Source organism: Micromonospora sp. LOL_021, from assembly GCF_048060215.1.
Taxonomy (GTDB): domain Bacteria; phylum Actinomycetota; class Actinomycetes; order Mycobacteriales; family Micromonosporaceae; genus Micromonospora_E.
Genome location: NZ_JBHMIN010000022.1, coordinates 1 through 19,966, shown reverse-complemented (window position 1 = coordinate 19,966; position 19,966 = coordinate 1). Strand labels below are relative to the sequence as shown.

At 71.3% G+C, this 19,966-nt stretch carries 18 protein-coding genes and 1 riboswitch; of the genes, 7 read left to right on the top strand and 11 right to left on the bottom strand.

The window, feature by feature from the left end; translation table 11 throughout:
• Positions 1–23 precede the first annotated feature (23 nt).
• From ACFHWT_RS16185 to ACFHWT_RS16165, 5 genes are all read right to left on the bottom strand, one after another.
• The gene (locus ACFHWT_RS16185; RefSeq protein WP_416595465.1) at positions 24–998 is read right to left on the bottom strand and encodes an ROK family protein; all 975 of its coding nucleotides are present in this window, start codon (positions 996–998) and stop codon (positions 24–26) included.
• Positions 995–3,526, bottom strand: coding sequence for a glycoside hydrolase family 2 protein (locus ACFHWT_RS16180; protein ID WP_416595463.1), 2,532 nt, complete (start codon positions 3,524–3,526; stop codon positions 995–997). Before ACFHWT_RS16180 ends, ACFHWT_RS16185 begins: the two co-directional genes overlap by 4 nt.
• Positions 3,527–3,582: 56 nt before the next feature.
• Positions 3,583–4,440: a carbohydrate ABC transporter permease gene (locus ACFHWT_RS16175; RefSeq protein WP_416595461.1), complete on the bottom strand. Its 858-nt coding sequence runs from the start codon at positions 4,438–4,440 to the stop codon at positions 3,583–3,585.
• Positions 4,437–5,417 (bottom strand): carbohydrate ABC transporter permease, encoded by a 981-nt coding sequence (locus ACFHWT_RS16170; RefSeq protein WP_416595460.1) that lies wholly within the window; start codon positions 5,415–5,417, stop codon positions 4,437–4,439. The genes ACFHWT_RS16175 and ACFHWT_RS16170 overlap by 4 nt, the downstream gene beginning before the upstream one ends.
• Before the next feature lie 123 nt (positions 5,418–5,540).
• A complete protein-coding gene (locus ACFHWT_RS16165) occupies positions 5,541–6,821 on the bottom strand; it encodes an ABC transporter substrate-binding protein (protein ID WP_416595459.1) in 1,281 nt (426 codons plus the stop codon).
• A 366-nt stretch (positions 6,822–7,187) separates the two neighbouring features.
• Here ACFHWT_RS16165 and ACFHWT_RS16160 point away from each other — a divergent pair, with 366 nt between their 5' ends.
• Positions 7,188–8,207, top strand: coding sequence for a LacI family DNA-binding transcriptional regulator (locus ACFHWT_RS16160; RefSeq protein ID WP_416595457.1), 1,020 nt, complete (start codon positions 7,188–7,190; stop codon positions 8,205–8,207).
• A 121-nt stretch (positions 8,208–8,328) separates the two neighbouring features.
• Positions 8,329–8,414, top strand: a riboswitch (ZMP/ZTP riboswitch).
• Between the two features lie 65 nt (positions 8,415–8,479).
• Complete coding sequence (glyA, locus tag ACFHWT_RS16155; protein WP_416595456.1) at positions 8,480–9,745, top strand: serine hydroxymethyltransferase; 1,266 nt, start codon at positions 8,480–8,482, stop codon at positions 9,743–9,745.
• Positions 9,746–9,813: 68 nt separating this feature from the next.
• Here the strand turns inward: glyA and ACFHWT_RS16150 are convergent, their stop codons facing one another.
• Positions 9,814–12,486: a putative bifunctional diguanylate cyclase/phosphodiesterase gene (locus ACFHWT_RS16150; protein ID WP_416595455.1), complete on the bottom strand. Its 2,673-nt coding sequence runs from the start codon at positions 12,484–12,486 to the stop codon at positions 9,814–9,816.
• A 190-nt stretch (positions 12,487–12,676) separates the two neighbouring features.
• Here ACFHWT_RS16150 and ACFHWT_RS16145 point away from each other — a divergent pair, with 190 nt between their 5' ends.
• The gene (locus ACFHWT_RS16145) at positions 12,677–13,105 is read left to right on the top strand and encodes a PH domain-containing protein (protein ID WP_416595453.1); all 429 of its coding nucleotides are present in this window, start codon (positions 12,677–12,679) and stop codon (positions 13,103–13,105) included.
• Here ACFHWT_RS16145 and ACFHWT_RS16140 read toward each other — a convergent pair.
• Entirely contained in the window at positions 13,099–14,025 is a 927-nt protein-coding gene (locus ACFHWT_RS16140; RefSeq protein ID WP_416595452.1) for a 2-hydroxyacid dehydrogenase, read from the bottom strand. The genes ACFHWT_RS16145 and ACFHWT_RS16140 overlap by 7 nt on opposite strands.
• Positions 14,026–14,312: 287 nt before the next feature.
• Here ACFHWT_RS16140 and ACFHWT_RS16135 point away from each other — a divergent pair, with 287 nt between their 5' ends.
• A complete protein-coding gene (locus tag ACFHWT_RS16135) occupies positions 14,313–14,447 on the top strand; it encodes a hypothetical protein (protein WP_416595451.1) in 135 nt (44 codons plus the stop codon).
• A 78-nt stretch (positions 14,448–14,525) separates the two neighbouring features.
• On the opposite strand, the gene ACFHWT_RS16130 is transcribed toward ACFHWT_RS16135, so the two are convergent.
• Complete coding sequence (locus ACFHWT_RS16130; RefSeq protein WP_123600394.1) at positions 14,526–14,825, bottom strand: DUF1540 domain-containing protein; 300 nt, start codon at positions 14,823–14,825, stop codon at positions 14,526–14,528.
• 232 nt (positions 14,826–15,057) lie between these two features.
• Between ACFHWT_RS16130 and ACFHWT_RS16125 the strand changes: the two genes are divergently transcribed.
• Together ACFHWT_RS16125 and ACFHWT_RS16120 are read left to right on the top strand one after the other, a co-directional pair.
• A complete protein-coding gene (locus tag ACFHWT_RS16125) occupies positions 15,058–16,233 on the top strand; it encodes a PQQ-dependent sugar dehydrogenase (RefSeq protein ID WP_416595548.1) in 1,176 nt (391 codons plus the stop codon).
• 44 nt (positions 16,234–16,277) lie between these two features.
• Positions 16,278–17,939, top strand: a complete 1,662-nt coding sequence (locus ACFHWT_RS16120) for a metallophosphoesterase family protein (protein WP_416595449.1) — start codon at positions 16,278–16,280, stop codon at positions 17,937–17,939.
• Positions 17,940–18,040: 101 nt separating this feature from the next.
• Here the strand turns inward: ACFHWT_RS16120 and ACFHWT_RS16115 are convergent, their stop codons facing one another.
• Positions 18,041–18,472, bottom strand: a complete 432-nt coding sequence (locus ACFHWT_RS16115) for a DUF2000 family protein (protein ID WP_416595447.1) — start codon at positions 18,470–18,472, stop codon at positions 18,041–18,043.
• A 51-nt stretch (positions 18,473–18,523) separates the two neighbouring features.
• On the opposite strand from ACFHWT_RS16115, the gene ACFHWT_RS16110 reads away from it, so the two are divergent.
• On the top strand, positions 18,524–19,381 hold the full coding sequence (locus ACFHWT_RS16110; RefSeq protein ID WP_416595445.1) for an AraC family transcriptional regulator: 858 nt from the start codon (positions 18,524–18,526) through the stop codon (positions 19,379–19,381).
• Here ACFHWT_RS16110 and ACFHWT_RS16105 read toward each other — a convergent pair.
• Both ACFHWT_RS16105 and ACFHWT_RS16100 read right to left on the bottom strand, forming a co-directional pair.
• A complete protein-coding gene (locus tag ACFHWT_RS16105; protein ID WP_416595443.1) occupies positions 19,311–19,619 on the bottom strand; it encodes a hypothetical protein in 309 nt (102 codons plus the stop codon). The two genes, ACFHWT_RS16110 and ACFHWT_RS16105, sit on opposite strands and share 71 nt — an antisense overlap.
• Positions 19,612–19,878: a hypothetical protein gene (locus ACFHWT_RS16100; protein ID WP_416595441.1), complete on the bottom strand. Its 267-nt coding sequence runs from the start codon at positions 19,876–19,878 to the stop codon at positions 19,612–19,614. Before ACFHWT_RS16100 ends, ACFHWT_RS16105 begins: the two co-directional genes overlap by 8 nt.
• Positions 19,879–19,966 lie beyond the last annotated feature (88 nt).

Sequence of the window (19,966 nt, the reverse complement as noted above, 5' to 3'; positions counted from 1 at the left end):
CCTTGACCGTGGAGCGGTGGAGGTCACCGGCGCGCGGCGGCCTCCAGGGCGAGTGCGGCGGCACCGAGCAACCCCGCGTCGTTGCCGAGACTGCTGGTGTGGATCCGAACCCGGCGGACGAAGTCGAGCCCGGCCAGCTCCGCTACGGCCGCGCGCAGCGGAGCGAAGAGCAGGTCACCGGCGGCGGCCACCCCGCCGCCGATGACGACGACGTCGAGGTCGACCAACGCGGTGGCGGAGACCACCGCGGCGGCCAGCGCCCTCGCGCCACGCCCGAACGCCGCGACGGCGAGCGGTACGCCGGCCCGGGCGTCCTCGGCGAGGGTACGGGCGTCGCCCGGCCGGTCCCCCGGCGTCCAGCCCTGGTCGACGGCCCAGCGGACCATCGCCGGACCGCTGGCGATCGCCTCGACACAGCCGCGTCCGCCACACGGGCAGGGCGGGCCGGCCATGTCCACCACGATGTGTCCGATGTGGCCGGCGTTGCCGCTGCCGCCCGGCTGGACCCGGCCGTCGATGACCAGTCCGCCGCCGACGCCGGTGGAGACGACCATGCCGAGCAGGGCGCGGCCGGGGTAGCCGCCGCGCCAGTGTTCGCCGAGCGCCATGCAGTGCCCGTCGCCGGCGAGCGCCGCCGGCCGGCCGGGCAGCAACGGCCGCAGCGAGTCGAGGATGCCGAAGTCGCGCCAGGCGTGGATGTTGACCGGGCTGACGGTGCCGGCGGCCGGATCGAGCGGGCCGGCCGAGCCGACGCCGAGCCCGGTCAGCGTGGCCGGGTCCCGGTCGCCGATGACCTGGCGGACCACCCGGTGCAGGGCGACGGTGACGGTCGCGGTGTCCCCGCCGGCCGGCGTCGGCACCGCGCCCTGCACGGCGATGGTGCCGTCGGGTTCGACGACGGCGGCGGCCAGCTTGGTGCCGCCCACGTCGATCGCGAGAACCGGGCCGGGGGCGTGGTCGGCCGCTGGTAGGCCGGCGATCGGCGGGCCGGTGCTCATGCGCCGGCCGCCGGGTTGTCGCTGACGATGTCGTTGACGCAGCGCAGCACCGGCCGGCTGGTCAGCGCCACCGGGTCCAGTTCGGTCCCGGTGCGGACCACGAACTCCGTCGACTCGCCGGGCAGCAGAGTGACCAGTGCCCGGTCCACCTCGGCGGCCGGGTCGAGCCGGTCCGGGTAGAGGGTCAGGTCACGCAGGATGGTCCGGGCGGTGACGATGACCCGCAGCCCGCCATCGGTCGGCTCGACCGCCGCGTCGTACCCGGCCACCGGGTAGTCGACCTCGTTGTCCTCGGCGAAGAACCACCAGGCCCGCTGCCCGGCCGCGGCGGCGAGCAGCAGCTCGCGGCGCGGGTCGCCGCTGGTGGTCAGGTCGGCGACGAGCGGTACGGTGACCGCCGAATGGGCCGGTACGGCCAGCTGGTAGCCGATCTTGGCCAGTGGTTGGCCGGTCAGGGTGAGCCGGGTGACGTCGGTCTGCGGGTGCCAGTCGGTGCCGGTGTCGTTGACCGCCACCAGGGCGAGCCCACCGTCGCGTGGCTCGATGCTGAGCAGCCGGTCGGCGTAGGCGTCGCGCAGCGCGTACCACAGGGGTTTGCGCCGTCCGTCACCATCGACGGCGGCCCACGAGGTGACCGGCCAGCAGTCGTTGAGCTGCCACAGGATGGTGCCCATGCAGACGCCCCGGTGGGAGCGGAAGTGCCGCACCCCGACGGCGATGGCGCGGGCCTGGTTGAGCTGGGTCAGGTAGTGCCAGTCGTCGAAGTCGCGCGGTGCCGGCAGGTGCGCGTCGAGGCCGCGTCGCAGTTTCCGGTCGCCGTCGATGGCCTTCTGGTGGTGGGCCATGCCGGGCGAGTCGGGCGTGAGCGGGTCGTCGCTGATCGCGCGGCGCAGGGTGGCGTACGCGGGTGGCCCCTGGTAGCCGAACTCGGCGAGGAACCGGGGCACGTACTGCCGGTACTTCAGGTAGTCGTCGGTGTTCCACACGTCCCAGATGTGCATGGTGCCGTGCGACGGGTCGTTGGGGTGCAGGTCGTCGCGGCCGGAGTACGGGCTGCCCGGCCAGTACGGGCGGGTCGGGTCGAGTTCGGCGACGATGCCGGGCAGCACGTCGAGGTAGTAGCCGAGCCCCCAGGTGCGTCCGTCGAGGACCTCCTGCCAGCCCCAGTCGTGCCAGCCCCAGATGTTCTCGTTGTTACCGGTCCACAGCACCAGGCTGGGGTGCGGGGTGAGCCGGGCGACCTGGTAACGGGCCTCGGCGGCGACTTCGCTGGCGATCGGCTCCTCTTGCGGGTACGCGGCGCAGGCGAACAGGAAGTCCTGCCCGACGAGCAGGCCCAGTTCGTCGGCGAGGTCGTAGAAGTCCTCGGATTCGTAGCGTCCGCCGCCCCAGATCCGCAGGAAGTTGACGCCGGCCTCGACGGCCTGGCCGAACCGGTGGGCGTAGCGGGCCCGGTCGACCCGGGTGGGGAACGCGTCGTCGGGGATCCAGTTGACGCCCCGGACGAAGACCGGCATCTCGTTGACGACCAGGGTGAACGCGCTGCCGGCGGCGTCGACGGTGGTGTCGAGGCGGACCGACCGGAAGCCGATGTGCCGCTGCCAGGTGTCGAGTGTGCTGCCGTCGGCCCTGTTGAGGGTGACGTCGAGTGCGTGTCGGGCGGGTTCGCCGTACCCCCGGGGCCACCACAGCTCAGGCTCGGCGACGGTGAGGGTCACGACGGCGCTGCGCTGCCCGGCCGGGACGACGGTTTCGGCGCGGGCGCCGGCAACTGCGGCGACCACGGTCAGCGGGGCGTCGGCACCGTCGGCGCGGTCGACGTCGACGTGCACCTCGACCCGGCCGGTGACACCGCCGGACCCATCGTCGCCGGCCGACCGGCTGGCCGTACCGCTGGCCGTACCGCCGGTGTGGTCGACGGTGACCAGCGGCCGGACGGTGGCCAGCCGGGCGGTGCTCCAGACGTGCAGGCCGATTTCCTGCCAGATGCCGGCGGTGACCAGGTTGGGGCCCCAGTCCCAGCCGAAGTTGCAGGCCATCTTGCGGATGAAGTTGAACGGTTCCGGGTAGGCGTTGGGCCGGTCGCCGAGCCGCTCACGCACCGCCTCGGCGTGCCGGTACGCGGAGTCGAACCGTACCCGCAGGGTGTTGCGCCCGGGGTGCAGCGCCGCGCGGGCGTCGAACCGGTAGCCGCGGTGCATGTTGGCGGTGCGGCCCAGTTCGACGTCGTTGAGGGTGACGGTGGCGACGGTGTCGAGGCCGGCGCAGACCAGGTCCACCCGGGGATCGCCCGGGTCGGCCCAGTCGAACGTGGTCTCGTAGACCCAGTCGGCCCGGCCGATCCACGACAGCCGGGTTTCGTTGTCGTCGAGGTAGGGGTCGGGGATCAGGCCGGCGGCGAGCAGGTCGGTGTGGACGCAGCCGGGTACGGCCGCGGGGACGCTGCGGTCACCGACGCCGTCGGGTACGTCGGACCCGTCGGCCGGTCGTACGGTCCAGCCCTCGTGGAGCGGTCGTACGGTGTTCATGCCATACCTCACTAGTGCTGGAGCGGGACTGGGCCACGGTACGGGTCCGCGCCGGGTCAGTTCTTGACGGCGCCTTCCATGATTCCCCGGACGATCTGCCGACCACCGATGAAGAGCATGATCAACAATGGGATGGTCGCCACGAACGCACCGGCGAGTACCCGCCGGTACAGCACGTAGTTGCCGCTGGCCAGGTCGGAAAGGGCCACCATCGACGTCGGGTAGTAGGTGCCGCCGAGGGTGATCAGCGGCCACTGGAAGTCGTTCCAGGTGGCCACGAAGGTGAGCAGGCCGAGCACGGCCATCGCCGGGCGGACCGCCGGCAGCACCACGCTCCAGTAGATCCGCAGGGTGGTGGCGCCGTCGATCCGGCCGGCCTCGATCAGCTCGTCGGGCACCGCTTCGAGGATGAACTGCCGCATGTAGAAGACGCCGAACGCGGTGACCAGACCGGGCACGATGACCGCGACCAGGGTGCCGTTCCAGCCGAGTTCGCCCATCAGGATGTAGAGGGCGACCACGCCGAGCTGGTTGGGCACGGTGAGGGTGAGCACCACGATGACCATCAGCGCGTTGCGGCCGGCGAACCGCAGCTTGGCGAAGGCGAAGCCGGCCAGCGAGCAGAAGAACAGCACCGAGAACGTCACGATCGACGAGACGACGAAGCTGTTACCCAGCGACTGGACGAAGTAGACGTTTTTGAGGGTGAAGACCTCGTTGACGTTGTTGAGCAGTTGGCCGCCGGGCAGCAGCTGCGGCGGGATCTTCGCCAGGTCGGCGTCGGTGCCGCTGGCGATCACCACCATCCAGTAGAGCGGGAACGCGGAGAACAGGATGACCAGGCTGAGGAACAGGTAGTTCCAGAAGCTGCCCGGCGTACTGGCCGGGGGACGGCCGACGTTGCTGGTGCTCATTTGCGGCCTCCGCCCAGCCGGTTGGCGACCAGCGCGTTGACGACCGCGATGATCACGATGATCAGGAACAGCGCCCAGGACATCGCGGCGGCGTACCCGAGATTGAGGTCCTTCCAGCCGACCTTGTAGATCAGCTGGGCGATGGTCTGGAACTGGCCGTTGGATCCACCGGTGGCGGCCTGCGAGTTCTGCTCGAACAGCATCGGCTCGGTGAACAGTTGCAGCCCGCCGATGGTGGACAGGATCACGGTGAAGACCACCACCGGGCGGATCATCGGTACGGTGATCCGCCACAGCTGCCGCCACGGGCCGGCGCCGTCGACCGCGGCCGCCTCGTAGATGTCGCGTGGGATCGACTGCATCGCGGCCAGGTAGATCAGCGCGTTGTAGCCGATCCACTTCCAGTTGACCATGGTGGCGATGGCGACCCACGACGCGGCCTTGCTGGACCGCCAGTCGATCGGCGCCTCGCCGCGCAGGTGCAGTACGTCGAGCACCCAGTTGGCGATGCCGAAGTCGCGGGCGAAGAAGACCGCGAACAACAGCGTCGACGCGGTGATCGGGGTGATGTACGGCAGCAGGATGCCGACCCGGAACCAGGTCTGCGCCCGCAGCTTGCGGTTCAGCAGCGACGCGATGATCAGGGCCAGGAACAGCTGCGGCACGGTGGAGAGCAGGAAGATGCCGAACGTGTTGTACAGCGCGTTCCAGAAGCTGTCGTCGGTGAACAGCCGCCGGAAGTTCTCCAGCCCGGCCCAGCCGGTCAAATCGGCGTTGTCCAGCCGCCAGTGCCGCAGCGCCACCACGCCGTTGAAGATGATCGGGAAGAGTCCGAAGGCGATGAACAGGAGAAAGAACGGGGAGATCAGGATGTACGGCATGTACCGCATGTCGAAGCGGTGCATCCGGTTGCGCCAGGTCAGCTTGTGCCAGGTCGGGTCCGGTGCTGGTGGTGGCGCGGCGCGGGTTACGGACATGGGTTGCCTCCAGGTTCAGCCGTGCGACGGCCGGCCCGCCGCGTGGCGGGGGTGGGCGTCCGACCGGGTTCGTTTCCCGCCGGAGACCCACCCCTGCACGCTCGGCTCGCGGCCCGCGAGCGGTTACGCGTTCGTCGCCTTCTCGGCTTCCGCGATGGCTTCCGTCCACGCCTCGTCGGGCTTGCCCTCCAGGTCACCGCTTTGCAGCCGGTTGAGGACGTTTTCCACCGCGACCCGGACCGGACCGTTCTTGCGGCCGAGGTACTGCGGGGTGAGGTTGGCGGCGGTGGCGGAGAAGATCTGGCCGACCGGCGCGTCGTTGAAGAACGGGTTGGAGAACTCGACGATCGCCGGGTCCTCGTATAGCGCCGGCTGCGACGGCAGGTTGCCGACCTTCTTGAAGATTTCGATCTGCTGCTCGGGCTGGATCAGCCACTCCAGGAACTTGTACGCCTCGTCGACGTTCTCGCCCTGCGCGGGGACGGTCAGGAACGAGCCGCCCCAGTTGCCGCCGCCACCGGGAATGGCCGCCACGTCCCACTTGCCGGCGGTGTCGGGGGCGGTGTTCTGGATGTGGCCCATCATCCACGCCGGGCAGGCCAGCACGGCGAAGTCGCCGTTGACGAAGCCGTTGTTCCACTCCGGGGAGAAGGCCGCGAGGTTGGCGGACAGTCCGGCACCGACGACGGCGGCAGCGGTGTCGAAGGCGACCTTCGGACCGCCTTCCATGGCCAGGTTGTCGCTGGTGTCGAAGAGGCCGACCGGCTGCTGGCCGAGTACCGGGTTGAAGATGTTGGTGGCCGAGTCGACGAACTTCTTTCCGCTGGCCGCGACGTACTCCTCGCCGGTGGCGACGAACGACTCCCAGTCGGGCCAGAGGTCGGAGACCTCGTCCCGATCGGTCGGCAGCCCGGCCGCCTCGAACAGGTCGGTGCGGTAGCACATGGCCAGCCCGCCGACGTCGGTGCCGAGGCCGATCTGGGTGGCCCCGTCGGCGGACAGGGTCTGTTGCCACTTCCAGTCGAGGTAGCGCTCCTCGTACTGGCCGGCACCCTTGTCCAGCAGGTTGACGAACTTGTCGGCCTGCTCGCGGAACTGGACGACGAAGCCCTCGTCGATGGCGGCGATGTCGGCGGCGCCGGACCCGGCGATCAGCTTCTTCTGCAGGTCCTCGTGCTGGGCGTTGTACTCACCGGAGTTGAGGTTGATCCGCACGCCCGGGTTGTCCGCCTCGTACGCGGCCTTGAGGTCGTCGAGGCCGAAGTCGCCCCAGAACGCGATGGTCAGAGTGGTGCCGCCGTCGTCGCTGCCGCCACCGGGTTCGCCGCTGCAGCCGGCGATCAGCAACGCGCCGGCAGCGCCGACCACCGCCGTACGCGTCCAAGGAGTCCAACGCTGCTTCATCCCATCCTCCGAACACAACTGGAAACGCTCCCAACATCGAGGAACGTCGACTGAACCGGATAAGTGAAGCCACGGTACGAGTGGCTTCGGCACGTGTCAATGGCGGGTTAACGCCGTGGCCAACCCGTAACCTTGGTGACCTCGGTCACTCGCGACATCCCGCGGCAGAGCACCCAGCTACGTCTCGTAGCGCACCGGGGGCGGGGTGGCCGCCGCGCCCGCCCGGCGCCGGATATCGTTTCGGGCAGCAGACTTAACCGGGCAAGGCCAGCGGAACCCATTCACCGCACCGCCCGCCACCCGGCTCGACGCACCGCCTGGTGCACCGCCCTGACCAGCAGAAACGAGCCCAAAGGAGCGCCGCCGGTGAAACGGCCGACCATCGCCGACATCGCCCGCCGAGCAGGCGTTTCCAAGGGCGCGGTCTCGTACGCGCTCAACGGCCAGCCCGGGGTCTCCGAGGCGACCCGGCAGCGGATCCTCGCCATCGCCGCCGAGATCGGGTTCAACCCCAACAGCGCCGCCCGCGCCCTGTCCGGGGCCACCGCCAACGCCGTCGGCCTGGCACTGAGCCGCCCGGCCCGGATACTCGGCATCGAGCCGTTCTTCATGGAGCTGATCAGCGGCGTCGAGGCCGAACTGTCCGCCCGGTCGTACGCGCTGACCCTGCAGGTGGTGGCCGACACCGGGGCCGAGATCGCGGTCTACCGGCGCTGGTGGGGTGAGCGCCGGGTGGACGGCGTGTTCCTCTGCGATCTACGGGTCGACGACGACCGGGTGCCGGCGCTGGAGGCGCTGCAACTGCCGGCGGTGGTGATCGGCGGCCCCGGGCACACCGGTTCGCTGCCGAGCATCTGGTCCGACGACGCGTCGGCCCTGGTCGAGACGGTCGAGTACCTGGTCGCGATGGGTCACCGCCGGATCGCCCGGGTCGGCGGCCTGCCCGGCCTGCTGCACACCGAGATCCGCGCGGACGCGTTCACCGGGGTCTGCCGCCGGCTGGGCCTGGACCAGTGCGTCACGGTGCCGTCCGACTACACCGGCGAGGAGGGCGCCCGGGCCACTCGGCGGCTGATCAGCACCGCGGCCCGCCCCACCGCGGTGATCTACGACAACGACGTGATGGCGATTGCCGGTCTGGCGGTGGCCCAGGAGATGGGGCTGGCCGTGCCGGGCGACCTGTCGATCGTGGCCTGGGACGACTCGCCACTGTGCCGCCTGGTGCATCCGCCGTTGACCGCGCTGGGCCGCGACATCCCGGCGTACGGTGCGCACGCCGCACGGCAACTGCTGGCGACGATCGCCGGTGAGCCGACGCAGGCGTACCAGGACGAGACGCCGCGCCTGACCCCGCGCGGCAGCACTGCACCGCCGCGCCACGGCTGACCTGCTGCCAACTCAGTGAACCGGTTAAGTTTCCGGAGCGTTAAACGGTTCAAACACCGGCAAATCTCGCCGCGTACCGTCGGGGTCCGCCCGACCCGCCGACCACCGCGGGTTATGCTCGGACCGGTCACGCGACTGGCGCAGCGAAGGTGGAACCGACCACCGGGGAGCGACCACCGACGTGCGCCGCGCGCCTGGGTGCACCGTCGACGGCACCGTCATGTCCGGGGCGCCCCGGCCGGCGGAGCCGCCCGACCCCAGGAGGGCACGTCGTGCACGTACCGCAGATCCCGCAACTGACCGCCACCGACCCCGAGCTCGCCGCCCTTGTCGAGGGTGAGGCCCGCCGCCAGCACGACAAGCTACGGATGATCGCCTCGGAGAACTACGTCTCCGCCGCCGTGCTGGAGGCCAGCGGCACGGTGCTGACCAACAAGTACTCCGAGGGCTACCCGGGCCGGCGCTACTACGAGGGCCAGCAGTTCGTCGACCCGATCGAGACGCTCGCCGTCGAGCGGGCCAAGACGCTGTTCGGGGCGGCCCACGCCAACGTCCAGCCGTACTCGGGCTCCCCGGCCAACCTCGCCGTCTACCTCGCCTTCCTCTCCCCCGGCGACACCGTGCTGGGGATGTCGCTGCCGATGGGCGGGCACCTCACCCACGGCTGGTCGGTGTCGGCCACCGGCAAGTGGTTCAACTCGGTCCGCTACAACGTCTCCCGGTCCACCGGCCGGATCGACTTCGACGAGGTACGTGACCTGGCCCGCCGCGAACGGCCGAAGGTGATCTTCTGCGGCGGCACGGCGGTGCCGCGGACCATCGACTTCCCCGCCTTCGCCGAGATCGCCCGGGAGATCGACGCGGTGCTCGTCGCGGACATCGCGCACATCGCCGGCCTGGTCGCCGGCGGCGCGCACCCGTCGCCGATCGGCCACGCCGACGTGGTCACCACGACCACCCACAAGACGCTGCGCGGCCCGCGCGGCGCGATGATCCTCACCACCGAACAGCACGCCGCAGCGATCGACAAGGCGGTCTTCCCCGGCCTGCAGGGCGGCCCGCACAACCACACCACCGCCGGCATCGCCGTCGCGTTGCGCGAGGCGGACACCGACGACTTCCGCCGGTACGCCCACCAGGTGGTCGCCAACGCGAAGGCACTGGCCGCCGCGCTGGTCGACCGGGGCTTCGAGCTGATCTCCGGCGGCACCGACAACCATCTGATCCTGGCCGACCTGACCGGCAAGGGCGTCGCCGGCAAGCCGGCCGCGCAGGCGCTGGACCGGGCCGGGATCGAGCTGAACTACAACACCGTGCCGTACGACCCGCGCAAGCCGTTCGACCCGTCCGGCATCCGGCTGGGCACCGCCGCGCTGACCACCCGCGGGCTGACCGAGGCGCAGATGCCGCAGGTCGCCGCCTGGCTGGACGACGCGGTGACCGCGGCGGTCAAGGACGACGGCGCCGCCCTCGACCGGATCGCCGGGGAGGTCGCCGACCTGCTGGCCGGATACCCGATGCCCGGCTACGCGGCCTGACCGCCGCCCACCCGCGCCCGAGCTGCGCCCACCACCGCCCACCACCGCCCGATCCGCGTCCGTCCGGGTCAGTGCGACGGGGTGGGGAAGTCGGCGATGTACGCCTCGGTCCGCTCCGCAGGTGCGGGGCGGGCCAGGGCGTACCCCTGACCGAACCGGCAGCCGGCCACCTGCGCCTGGCTCACCTGGCCGTCCGTCTCCAGCCCTTCGGCGATGATCTCCAGCCCGAACCGCCGGCCCAGCCCGGCCACCGCCTCCAGCATCGGGTGGACGGTGTCCGGGCCGGCACCGGCGTCGGCGACCAGCGACCGGTCGATCTTGACGACGTCCAGCGGCAGCCGCCGCAGCTGGGCGATCGAGGCCTGACCGGCGCCGAAGTCGTCCAACGCGATCCGCACCCCGTGCGCCCGCAGGTTCGCCAACTGTGCGAGGACCTGCGGATTCTCGGCGGCCGCCAGCTCCTCGGCGACCAGCGACTCGGCGACCTCGACGACGAGCCGCTCCGGCCCGACGCCCTGGGCGGCCAGCATGGCCATCAGGTCGGCCACGAAGGTCGGCGCGGCCAACTCGGCCGGAGCGACGTTGACCGACAGCCACAGCCCGTGCCCTTCCCGTGACCAGGACGCCAACTGCCGACAGGCGGTGGCCCGCGCCCACCGGCCGATGTGGCCCAGCAGCGACAGTTCCCGGGCCACGGCGAGCAGCTCGGCCGGCAGCACCGTGCCGAGCACCGGGCTGCGCCAGCGCAGCAGCGCCTCGACCCCGACCGGTTTGCCGTCGACCAGGTCCACCACCGGCTGGTACACCACGTCCAACTCGCCCCGCTCGGCCGCGCCCGGCAGCTCCCGCTCCAGATCCAGCCGCCGAACCAGCTGTTCCTCCAGGTAGGAGTCGTACCACTCGACCCGGTTACGACCGAGCTGGTGGGCCCGGCGGCGGGCCAGATCCGCCCGGCGCAGCACATCGTCGGCCCCGGCGCCGCCGGCCACCTCGGCCATGCCGATGCTGGTCTGCAGCGCGACCACCGCGCCGGGCAGCTGGCACGGCTCGCGCAGCGCCGCGACCAGCCGCGCCCCGGTGCCGTACGCCAGCATCGGGCCGGCGACGGTGATCACCGCGAACTCGTCACCGCTGAGCCGGGCGACCACGTCGTCCGGCTCGACCGTGTCCCGCAGCCGCCGCCCCACCTCGACCAGCACCGCGTCGCTGACCTCCCGCCCGTACTGCTCGTTGACACCGACCAGCCCGTGCAGGTCGATGATCAGCAACGCACCGGGATGACCGGGCAGGTCCCGCTGGTTGGCGATCTGGCGCATCAGCTCCCGGCGGTTCGCCAACCCGGTCAGCTGGTCGGTGAAGCCGAGCTTGTACAGCCGCCGCTCCAGGTGCACCCGCTCCCCCACGTCGCGCACATGCACCACGAGCGCTCCGACCTCGGGCACCGTCCGCTGGTCGGACACGGTGGACTCGGTGTCCCGCCAGCGACCATGGCCGTCCCGCAGCCGGGCGGTGACCAGCGGGGTCCGGCCGGTCGGTCCCAGCCGGCCGGTCACCACGCCGGTCAGCACCGTGATCACCTCGGGGACGTCCTCCGGATGCATCAGCTCGATGAACGGTCGGCCGAGCACCTGTGCATCGGCCAGCCCGAACAGTCGCGCGGCGGCCGGTGACTGCCACCGCACCCGCAGGTCGTCGCCGAGGGTCAGGGTCAGATCGTTGCCGCCGGAGACCAACGACCGGAAATGCGCCTCCTGGATGCTCAGTCGCCGGGCGTAGGACCGCACGTCGGCCGCGGCCATCATCTCCCGGACCACCAGCGTCGGAATCACCGCGAGGCCGAGCAGGACCGACGTACGGTCGAACGATCCCTGGGTCGCCACGTGGTACGCGGCGGCCAGCGCGGCCACCACCGCCGGCACCGTCAACAGTGGGTACGCGGTGAGCCGGCCACGCGCCGGGGTGACCGGCCGCGAGCTCGCGCGCTGCGCCCGCTGCGCCCCGATGACCAGCAACAGCATGCCGCCAACCGCCGGGGCCGTCGCCAGGCACCAGAGCCAGCCGGCGGTGCCGTACGCGAAGCAGACCGTCGGGGCGGCCAGCCCGATGAGCACCGCGATGGAGCCGCCACCGCAGTACAGCACCGCTGGGCGCTGCCTCCGTACCGCCAGGGCGGTGACCGCGATGATCGCCCCGGCCCCGATCACGGTCAGCTCGACGAAGAGCACGGCCGACGGCACGGTGTCGACCGGCGACAGCAGCCATCCGGCGAAAATCAGGCTGATCCCCAGGCTCAGCCCGTCGACCACCCGCCGCAGCCGCAGCCGCCAGGTCTCGGCGATGCCCGGCAGCAGCAGAATCGCCGCGAGGTGACCGGCCAGGGCGATGACGAGCCCGCTGAGCGCCAGGCCGGTCCGGGCCGCCGGCGGGCTGAAGGCGGCGACGCAGACCACGGTGGCGCCGCCGACGCTGGTCACGGCGAGCAGGCCGGCGCCGCGACAGTCCCGGAAGTCGCCGGTACGGGCGTGCGCGGTGACGGCCATCCGCGACAACCGCCAACCGGGCATGCCGACGCCGAACAGCACCGCGCCGAGCAGCGCGACCGGGGCGGTCAGCAGGCCGGCGGCGCCGGCGGTCAGTAGCAGCGCGGCGGCGCCGGCCGGTGCGGGCAGGGTCCAGCCGGGGGGTTCGGCCCGATGGGGGCGGGGACGGGTACGGGGTGGTTCGGGGAACGCCTCAGGCACGGTGGCCGTCGCCTCCACGGAAGGGGTCGGGGCACAGCCGGGCCGGGTCGGCCCTCTGTGCCGGTCACAACGAACCAGTCCGGCGCCGGGTTACGGGACGGTCACCGGAGATTTCCGTCGGGTTTCGGCACCGGTGCCGCCCGACCTACCCGGCAGCCGACACCCACCGGCCGGATGCCAGGATTGTCGGATGAGTCGCAGGGTAACTGTCCGGTTCCGGCCGCACCAGGCGATCATGCTGGCGGCGGTGATCGCGTTCGTCGGTTCGCTGCCGCTGGCCAGTGCCCGCTGGTATCTGCTGCCGGTACTGCTGCTGCCGCTGGCGATCGCGATCTGGGCGGTCCGCTCCGGAACCGACGCCGACCCGGCCGGGCTCCGGGTGCGGGCGCTGATCGGCCAGCGCCGGATCGGCTGGACGCGGGTGGCCGAGCTGGCGGCCGACCCGCACGGGCGGGCGGTGGCTCTGCTCACCGACGGCGAGCGGGTACGGCTGCCCGCCGTACGGGCCGACGACCTGCCCCGGCTGATCGCCGCCAGCGGACAACCACTGGCCCCGGCGACTCCGCCGACACCGGCGGCCGACGCGACCGACGGACCGGCCACGCCGCCGACTCAATAGCCGTCCACCACCACGTTGTCCAGCGGCTCGCCCGCGGCCAGCCGGGTGACCTGCCGACCTGCCAGGGCGTACGCACGCGGCAGCAGTCCGCGTACCGACCCGGCGATGTGCGGACTGATCACCACGTTCGGTAATGTCCATAGAGGATGGTCTGCAGGCAGCGGTTCGGGGTCGGTCACGTCGAGTACGGCGCAGATCCGGCCGGTGGACAGCTCGGCGGTGAGCGCCGCAGTGTCGACCACCGGGCCTCGCGCGGCGTTGACCAGCAGCGCACCGTCACGCATCGCGGCCAGCGTGGCCGCGTCGACCATCCCCCGGGTCCGGTCGGTCAGCGGCACGATCAGCACCACGATGTCGGCGTGCGGCAACAGGGCGGGCAGCTCGTCGACGCCGCGCACCTGTTCGGCCGGCCGGGCGGTCCGGGCCACCAGCGTGAACTCCACCTCGAACGGGGTCAGCCGGGCGCGCAGCGCGGCACCGATCGATCCGGCACCGACGATGAGGACCCGTTTGCCGGCCAGCTCGTCGGTCGGGGCGAACCGCTCGTACGACCATTCCCTGCGGGTCTGCGCCCGGATGAAGCCGGCGAAGTCGCGGACGTGGGTGAGAATCGCGGCGGCGATCCACTCCGCCGTCGACGAATCGTGCACCCCGCGCGCGTCGCAGAGCGTCAGGTGCTCCGGCAGCCGCCCCACCCAGGCGTCGGCACCGGCGGACAGCAACTGCACCACCTGAAGGTCCGGCATCTTGCCGGCCAGCTCCGCCGCTCCAGGTCGGGCCAGGAACGGCGGCACCCAGAGGCGTACCCCGGCCGGGTCGGACGGCAGCTGAGTGATGTCGGCGGCGACCTCGACGGTCACCTCGTCGGGCAGCCGGCCGAGCAGTTGTCGGCCGCGCTCGTGGGGGATCCAGACTTTCACCGGTCCGACGATAGCGGGCCATCCGGGTCCGGTCCGCCCAGGCCGGACATCACATGATCATCCGGTACGAGGCCGATCAAGGCACGGACACGCCTCCTACTTTGCGAGTACCTTACTCGTTCGAAAATCCACTTTATCGATCATGCTGCATCGTTCTATTTTTGTCTTCAAATTCTTGGCACTCGGACGCATGTCAACCACCGGCATGCACGGACGGGCGAAAAAGTTAAACCAACTCCGGAGCGCTTGGCGACGGCACCACCATCAGGCGCCTCACGCCGGTACGGGTGTGCGCGGCGGAGCAGGTCGCGCCCCGCACGCAGTACCTGTACGGGGTCCGGAACATCGATGCCGGCTCACTACAGGTCGACTACACCGTGGTCTCCTGGGGCGGGAACTACTACCCGGAGATCCGCTCGTAGCCGGTGGGGCGGGAGCGGCCCGGTCGCGGACTCTTCCCACGACCGGCACCGCTGCGACTCTGGCCGGAACCTGTGGGGTCAGGCCGGTTCGTAGGTCATGCAGTCGGCCGTTTCCCGGCTCGGCCCGACCCGGATCGCCGGGGCCCGGCACTCCAACTCGGCGTTGAACCGGCAGTCGGCACGCTTGCAGGCACCGACCTGGGCGATCACCGCGTCGAGGCCGCCCTTGGACGAGATGTCGAAAAAGGTGGTGCAGCTGGCGCTGTCCGCCTCGGTGCCGATCGTGATGGCGAAGGCGTGGCAGCCCTCGTGCTGGTTGTACGCGCACTCCACGGCGGTGCACTCCTGCACCCGGGGCATCTCCATCATCGCGGTCATGGTGGTCCTCCTAGCTCGGCAGCATCCGGCAGTGGCAGCGTCGTAGCCACTGTGGGAAAACCGTAGTCCACTGCGATCGAATATATGGCGCTTATTCATTTCTCGCAATTTTGGGAACCCTTACCTAACACCAACCAAAGCTATTTTGGATACCCTTACCTAAGCGCTAAGGGGGACGCCGTCGGATGCGGATGTCCAGCAGCGGGCTAGTCTGGTGCGGGTGAACGCTCGCCTGCCGTACCGCCGCTCGTCGCGCCGCCCGACCGCCGCGACCACAGCGACCGCCGCCGCCAGTCTGACCGCCCTGCTGCTCGCCGGCGGCTGCGCGTTCGGCGAGCCGGAGCCGGACCAGGCCGGCGCGCCCCCCACCTTCCCCGCCCCCACCGAGACGCCGACCGGCGGCGGCGTCGACCAGCAGGTGGCCGTCACCGTGCTGGCCAGCGGGCTGGCGGTGCCGTGGGGGGTGGCGTTCCTGCCGGACGGCGCCGCGCTGGTCACCGAACGGGACAGCGCCAAGATCCTGCAGGTCGGGCCCGGTTCGAGCCAGGACGGGCTGGACGTCACCGAGGTGCAGACCATCGACCAGGTCGACGGCGGCGGCGAAGGCGGGCTGCTCGGCATCGCCGTCTCCCCCGAGTACGCCACCGACGAGACGGTGTTCATCTACTACTCCACCGCCGAGGACAACCGGATCGCCCGGCTGACCCTGGGCGGCGAACCAGAACCGATCGTCACCGGCATTCCGCACTCCGGCATCCACAACGGCGGCCGGCTCGCCTTCGGGCCCGACGGCTTCCTCTACGCCACCACCGGCGACGCCTCGGACACCGGCCTGTCCCAGGACCAGGAGAGCCTCGGCGGCAAGATCCTGCGGATGACGCCGGACGGCGAGCCGGCCCCCGGCAACCCGTTCGCCGACTCGCTGATCTGGTCGCTGGGCCACCGCAACGTGCAGGGCATCGCCTGGGACGGCCAAGACCGGCTGTACGCCACCGAGTTCGGCCAAAACTCCTGGGACGAGATCAACCTGATCGAGCCGGGCGAGAACTACGGCTGGCCACAGGTCGAGGGCGAAGGCGACGACGGGCGTTTCGTCGACCCGCTGGTCGTCTGGCCGACCGAGGAGTCCTCCTGCTCCGGGGCGGCCGTGGTGGAGCGGATCCTGGCCGCCGCCTGTCTGCGCGGCGAGCGGCTGTGGCTGGTTGAGCTGACCGAGTCCGGTACGGTGTTCGGCCAGCCCCGCGCGCTGCTCACCGAGGAGTACGGTCGGCTGCGCACCGTCGTGCAGGCACCGGACGGCTCGGTCTGGGTGACCACCTCGAACCAGGACGGCCGGGGCGAACCGGCTCCGGAGGACGACCGTATCCTGCGGCTGGTATTCGCCGACGGCGGAGCCGGGCGCAGCTGACCCACCCGCCTCCCCACCCTCGATCAGACAGGCATCATCTCACCATGAGCGACGAGCAGACGGCCGACCAGAGCCGTCCCGGCCAGCAGCCGGGCCGCCCCAGGCGACGGCTGGCGCGTGCCGGGCGGCGGCTCGGCTCGGTCAGCCGTACCGCTGGTCGCGGATTCGGGCGGGCCGCCCGGTCCCGGGCGACCCGGCGGATCGGCGTGGCGCTCGCGGTCGTCGCGGTCAGTCTGGCCGGAGTCGTCATCGGCGTCCTGCTCGGCGCCCGCGCCGACGTCGACATCGGCCCGTTCCGGGCCGAGATGTCGGTGACCCCGGCGGTGGACGGCGGCACCACCATGGCCATCCCGCCGCTCGGCGCGCTGCACGTGGACAGCCACGAAGGGCCGGTCCAGCTCTCCATCCGGCTCGGCTCCCTCGACCAGGTCCGCACCCTCGCCCTGCTCGACGACCCGAACGCGATCACCCGGGCCAGTCAGACCGTGGTCGGCGACGTCACCGAGGGGGTGCTGCGGCTCGGTATCCGTACCATCGCGGTCGCCGTGCTCACCACCTTGGTCCTCGCCGCGCTGGTCTTCCGCGACACCCGCCGGGTCGCCTGGTCCGGCACCCTGGCGCTGCTGATCACCGGCGGCAGCATCGGCGTCGCGGCGGCGACCATCCGGCCGGAGTCGATCGAGGAGCCACGGTACGAGGGTCTGCTGGTCAACGCCCCGGCGGTGGTCGGTGACGTGCAGCGGATCGCCACCAACTACAGCCAGTACGCCGAACAGCTGCAGCACATCGTCAGCAACGTCAGCCGGATCTACACCACCGTGTCGACGCTGCCCGTCTACCAGGCGGCCGAGGGCACCACCCGGGTGCTGCACGTGTCGGACATGCACCTCAACCCGACCGGCTGGTCGGTGATCCGTACCGTGGTCGAGCAGTTCGACATCGACGTGGTGATCGACACCGGGGACATCACCGACTGGGGCAGCGAGCCGGAGGCGAACTACGTCGCCTCGATCGGGCTGCTGGAGGTGCCGTACGTGTTCATCCGCGGCAACCACGACTCAGTCCGCACCCAGGAGGCGGTGGCCAGCCAGCCGAACGCGGTCGTGCTGGACAACGAGGTCACCGAGGTCGCCGGGCTGACCATCGCCGGTATCGGCGACCCCCGGTTCACCCCGGACAAGCAGACCAGCCCGGCCGAGGGCGGCCTGTCCAAGCCGGCCACCGACCAGGTCATCGGGGTCGGCGAGCAACTTGCCGCGACGATCCGGGGCACCGACGAGCCGGTCGACATCGCCCTGGTGCACGACCCGGTGTCCGCCGGGCCGCTGTCCGGCACCACGCCGCTGGTGCTGGCCGGGCACACCCACAACCGGGAGGTCCGGATGCTCGCCGAGATTCCCGGGGAGCAGCCGACCCGCCTGATGGTGGAGGGTTCGACCGGCGGAGCCGGACTGCGCGGCCTGGAGGGCGAGGAGCCGACGCCACTGGCCATGACGGTGCTGTACTTCGACGCCGAACACCAGTTGCAGGCGCACGACGACATCCGGATCGGGGGCACCGGCCAGGCCCAGGTCACCCTGGAACGGCACGTCATCGCCGGCCCGGAACCGGAGCCAGACCCGTCGCCATCGCCGACTCCTACCGCCGGTCCGTCCGCGACCCCGACTACCACTCAGTCCGCGACCCCGGCACCCAGCCCGTCCTGAGCCCGCGCCCACCCCCGCCGGAGCCGCGCCCACCCCGCGATCTAGAAGGATCTGGCCGGTATATCGACCACGATCCTTCTAGATCGCGTCCCGACAAGGGGTCACGGGTGCATCCGGGCGCCCTTGACGATCTTGTCGACCGGATTACGCGGGCCGTACAACGCCAGGCCGACAAGGTCGAGCTTATCCGCGGGTACGCCGCGCACCGCCGCCCGGTTCGCGGCGTCGTGCCCGGTGGCGAACAGGTCGCCGGTGAACACCGAGACCGCCAGACCCCGGTCGACGGCGCGGCGGTGGGCGGCGGTCAGCAGTTCCTTGCCGCCGCAGAAGATCAGCACCGGCTGGCGGAACATCGGCAGATAGCCGGTGCCGTCGGCGTCGGCGTACGGCTCGCCGATCACCTCGGGCGCGGCGGTGCCGATCCCGCTGACCAGGAACGCTGTCACGTTGAGCCGCTGCCAGGTGGCAAGGTCGTCGCGGATCAGCACCGCGATCTTGGTGTCGAACCGTACCGCTGGGATCGTGTCGTCCATGTCGATCAGCGTCGCCCGGACCACGCGGCCCGGTCTTGTACGATCCTGACCATGTCGGCTGGTCCAGCCGAGTCGGTGCGGGCCTGGCGGCCGCCGGTGCCCGGGGTCGCCGAGGTGTTCCACGCCCGGTTCACCGCCCACCGGTACCCGATGCACACGCACAGCGCCTGGACGCTGCTGATCGTCGACGACGGCGCGGTCCGTTACGACCTGGACCGGCATGCCCGCGACGCGCTGACCGACCTGGTCACGCTGCTGCCGCCCGGGGTGCCGCACAACGGCGCGGCGGCCACCCGGTACGGCTTCCGCAAACGGGTGTTCTACCTCGACGACGGCCAACTGCCGGCTGACCTGGTCGGTGCGTCGGTCAACGCCCCCGGTGTGCCGGACCCCGGGTTACGCCGGCTCGTCCACCGGGCACATCTGGCGCTGGCCCACCGCGGTGACGAGTTGGCCGCCGAGACCTACCTCAAGCTGGCCGTGGATCGGCTGCGCTGGCACCTGGGCAGTGCCGCACCCGGGTCTACGGATACCGGCCCGGCCGTCGGTTCGCGCCGGTCCGGGCCTGCGTACCGGTTGCGGGAGTTGCTGGACGCGCGGATCACCGCCGGGCTCACCCTCGACGAGGCGGCGGCGCTGCTGCATTTCGACCCGGCATATCTGGTACGCGCGTTCAGCCGCGAGTTCGGCATGCCGCCACACCGCTACCTGACCGCCGGCCGGGTGGACCGGGCCCGGCGGCTGCTGCTCGACGGCACCTCGGTCGGTGTCGCGGCGACCGAGGCGAGCTTCTTCGACCAGTCCCACCTGACCCGGCATTTCACCAGGATCGTCGGCCTCACTCCGGGCCGTTTCGCCCGGTCCCGCCATCTGTCGCAGGGTCGACCGAGCGCGTCGCCGGCCGGCTGACCGCGCCGGGGCGGCGTAGCGCCGCCGCGCGGACCATCACCATCATCATCTGGCCGTCCCGGTTGCCGTGCAGTCGGATGCCGAGCAGGTGAATCCATTCGATGTTCGGGTAGGCGGCCTCGGCGCGGACGTGGATGACCCGCAGCCGCAGCGCTCCGTCTCCGTTGAGATAGTCGGACCCGCCGATCTCGATGACGTCCCACGGCTGCACCAGCGGCGATCTTGTCGACTCAGTCATCGCCACCTGCCCCGGTGGTCGGGTCAGCGGTGAGCCAGATGCCGACCGAGGCGAGCAGCCGACGAATGGTCCGGGCGGCGTCACCGTCGTACCGGTCCAGGTAGGCCACCGCGAGCCGCAGCCTCGGACAGACGATCGTGCCGCAGCGCGGACACCCGGTCACCGGGTCGGGCAGGTGCATCGCGGCCAGGTGCCGGGCGCGGGCGATCACCGGGTGGTTGACGTAGCCGGGCACGGCGCTGCCGGTCGGCACCGACATCCAGCCGAGTACGCCGTGCCGGGACAATGAGCTGATCTCAGCAACGCAAAAGGTTTGATTGGTGCGACACGGGCGAATCCGGTGAAGC

Bases quoted from the DNA above. Each gene is read 5' to 3' on its own strand.
- ACFHWT_RS16185 (WP_416595465.1), bottom strand. From the start codon at position 998: ATGAGCACCGGCCCGCCGATCGCCGGCCTACCAGCGGCCGACCACGCC.
- ACFHWT_RS16180 (WP_416595463.1), bottom strand. From the start codon at position 3,526: ATGAACACCGTACGACCGCTCCACGAGGGCTGGACCGTACGACCGGCC.
- ACFHWT_RS16175 (WP_416595461.1), bottom strand. From the start codon at position 4,440: ATGAGCACCAGCAACGTCGGCCGTCCCCCGGCCAGTACGCCGGGCAGC.
- ACFHWT_RS16170 (WP_416595460.1), bottom strand. From the start codon at position 5,417: ATGTCCGTAACCCGCGCCGCGCCACCACCAGCACCGGACCCGACCTGG.
- ACFHWT_RS16165 (WP_416595459.1), bottom strand. From the start codon at position 6,821: ATGAAGCAGCGTTGGACTCCTTGGACGCGTACGGCGGTGGTCGGCGCT.
- ACFHWT_RS16145 (WP_416595453.1), top strand. From the start codon at position 12,677: ATGAGTCGCAGGGTAACTGTCCGGTTCCGGCCGCACCAGGCGATCATG.
- ACFHWT_RS16130 (WP_123600394.1), bottom strand. From the start codon at position 14,825: ATGACCGCGATGATGGAGATGCCCCGGGTGCAGGAGTGCACCGCCGTG.
- ACFHWT_RS16120 (WP_416595449.1), top strand. From the start codon at position 16,278: ATGAGCGACGAGCAGACGGCCGACCAGAGCCGTCCCGGCCAGCAGCCG.
- ACFHWT_RS16115 (WP_416595447.1), bottom strand. From the start codon at position 18,472: ATGGACGACACGATCCCAGCGGTACGGTTCGACACCAAGATCGCGGTG.
- ACFHWT_RS16110 (WP_416595445.1), top strand. From the start codon at position 18,524: ATGTCGGCTGGTCCAGCCGAGTCGGTGCGGGCCTGGCGGCCGCCGGTG.
- ACFHWT_RS16105 (WP_416595443.1), bottom strand. From the start codon at position 19,619: ATGACTGAGTCGACAAGATCGCCGCTGGTGCAGCCGTGGGACGTCATC.
- ACFHWT_RS16100 (WP_416595441.1), bottom strand. From the start codon at position 19,878: ATGTCGGTGCCGACCGGCAGCGCCGTGCCCGGCTACGTCAACCACCCG.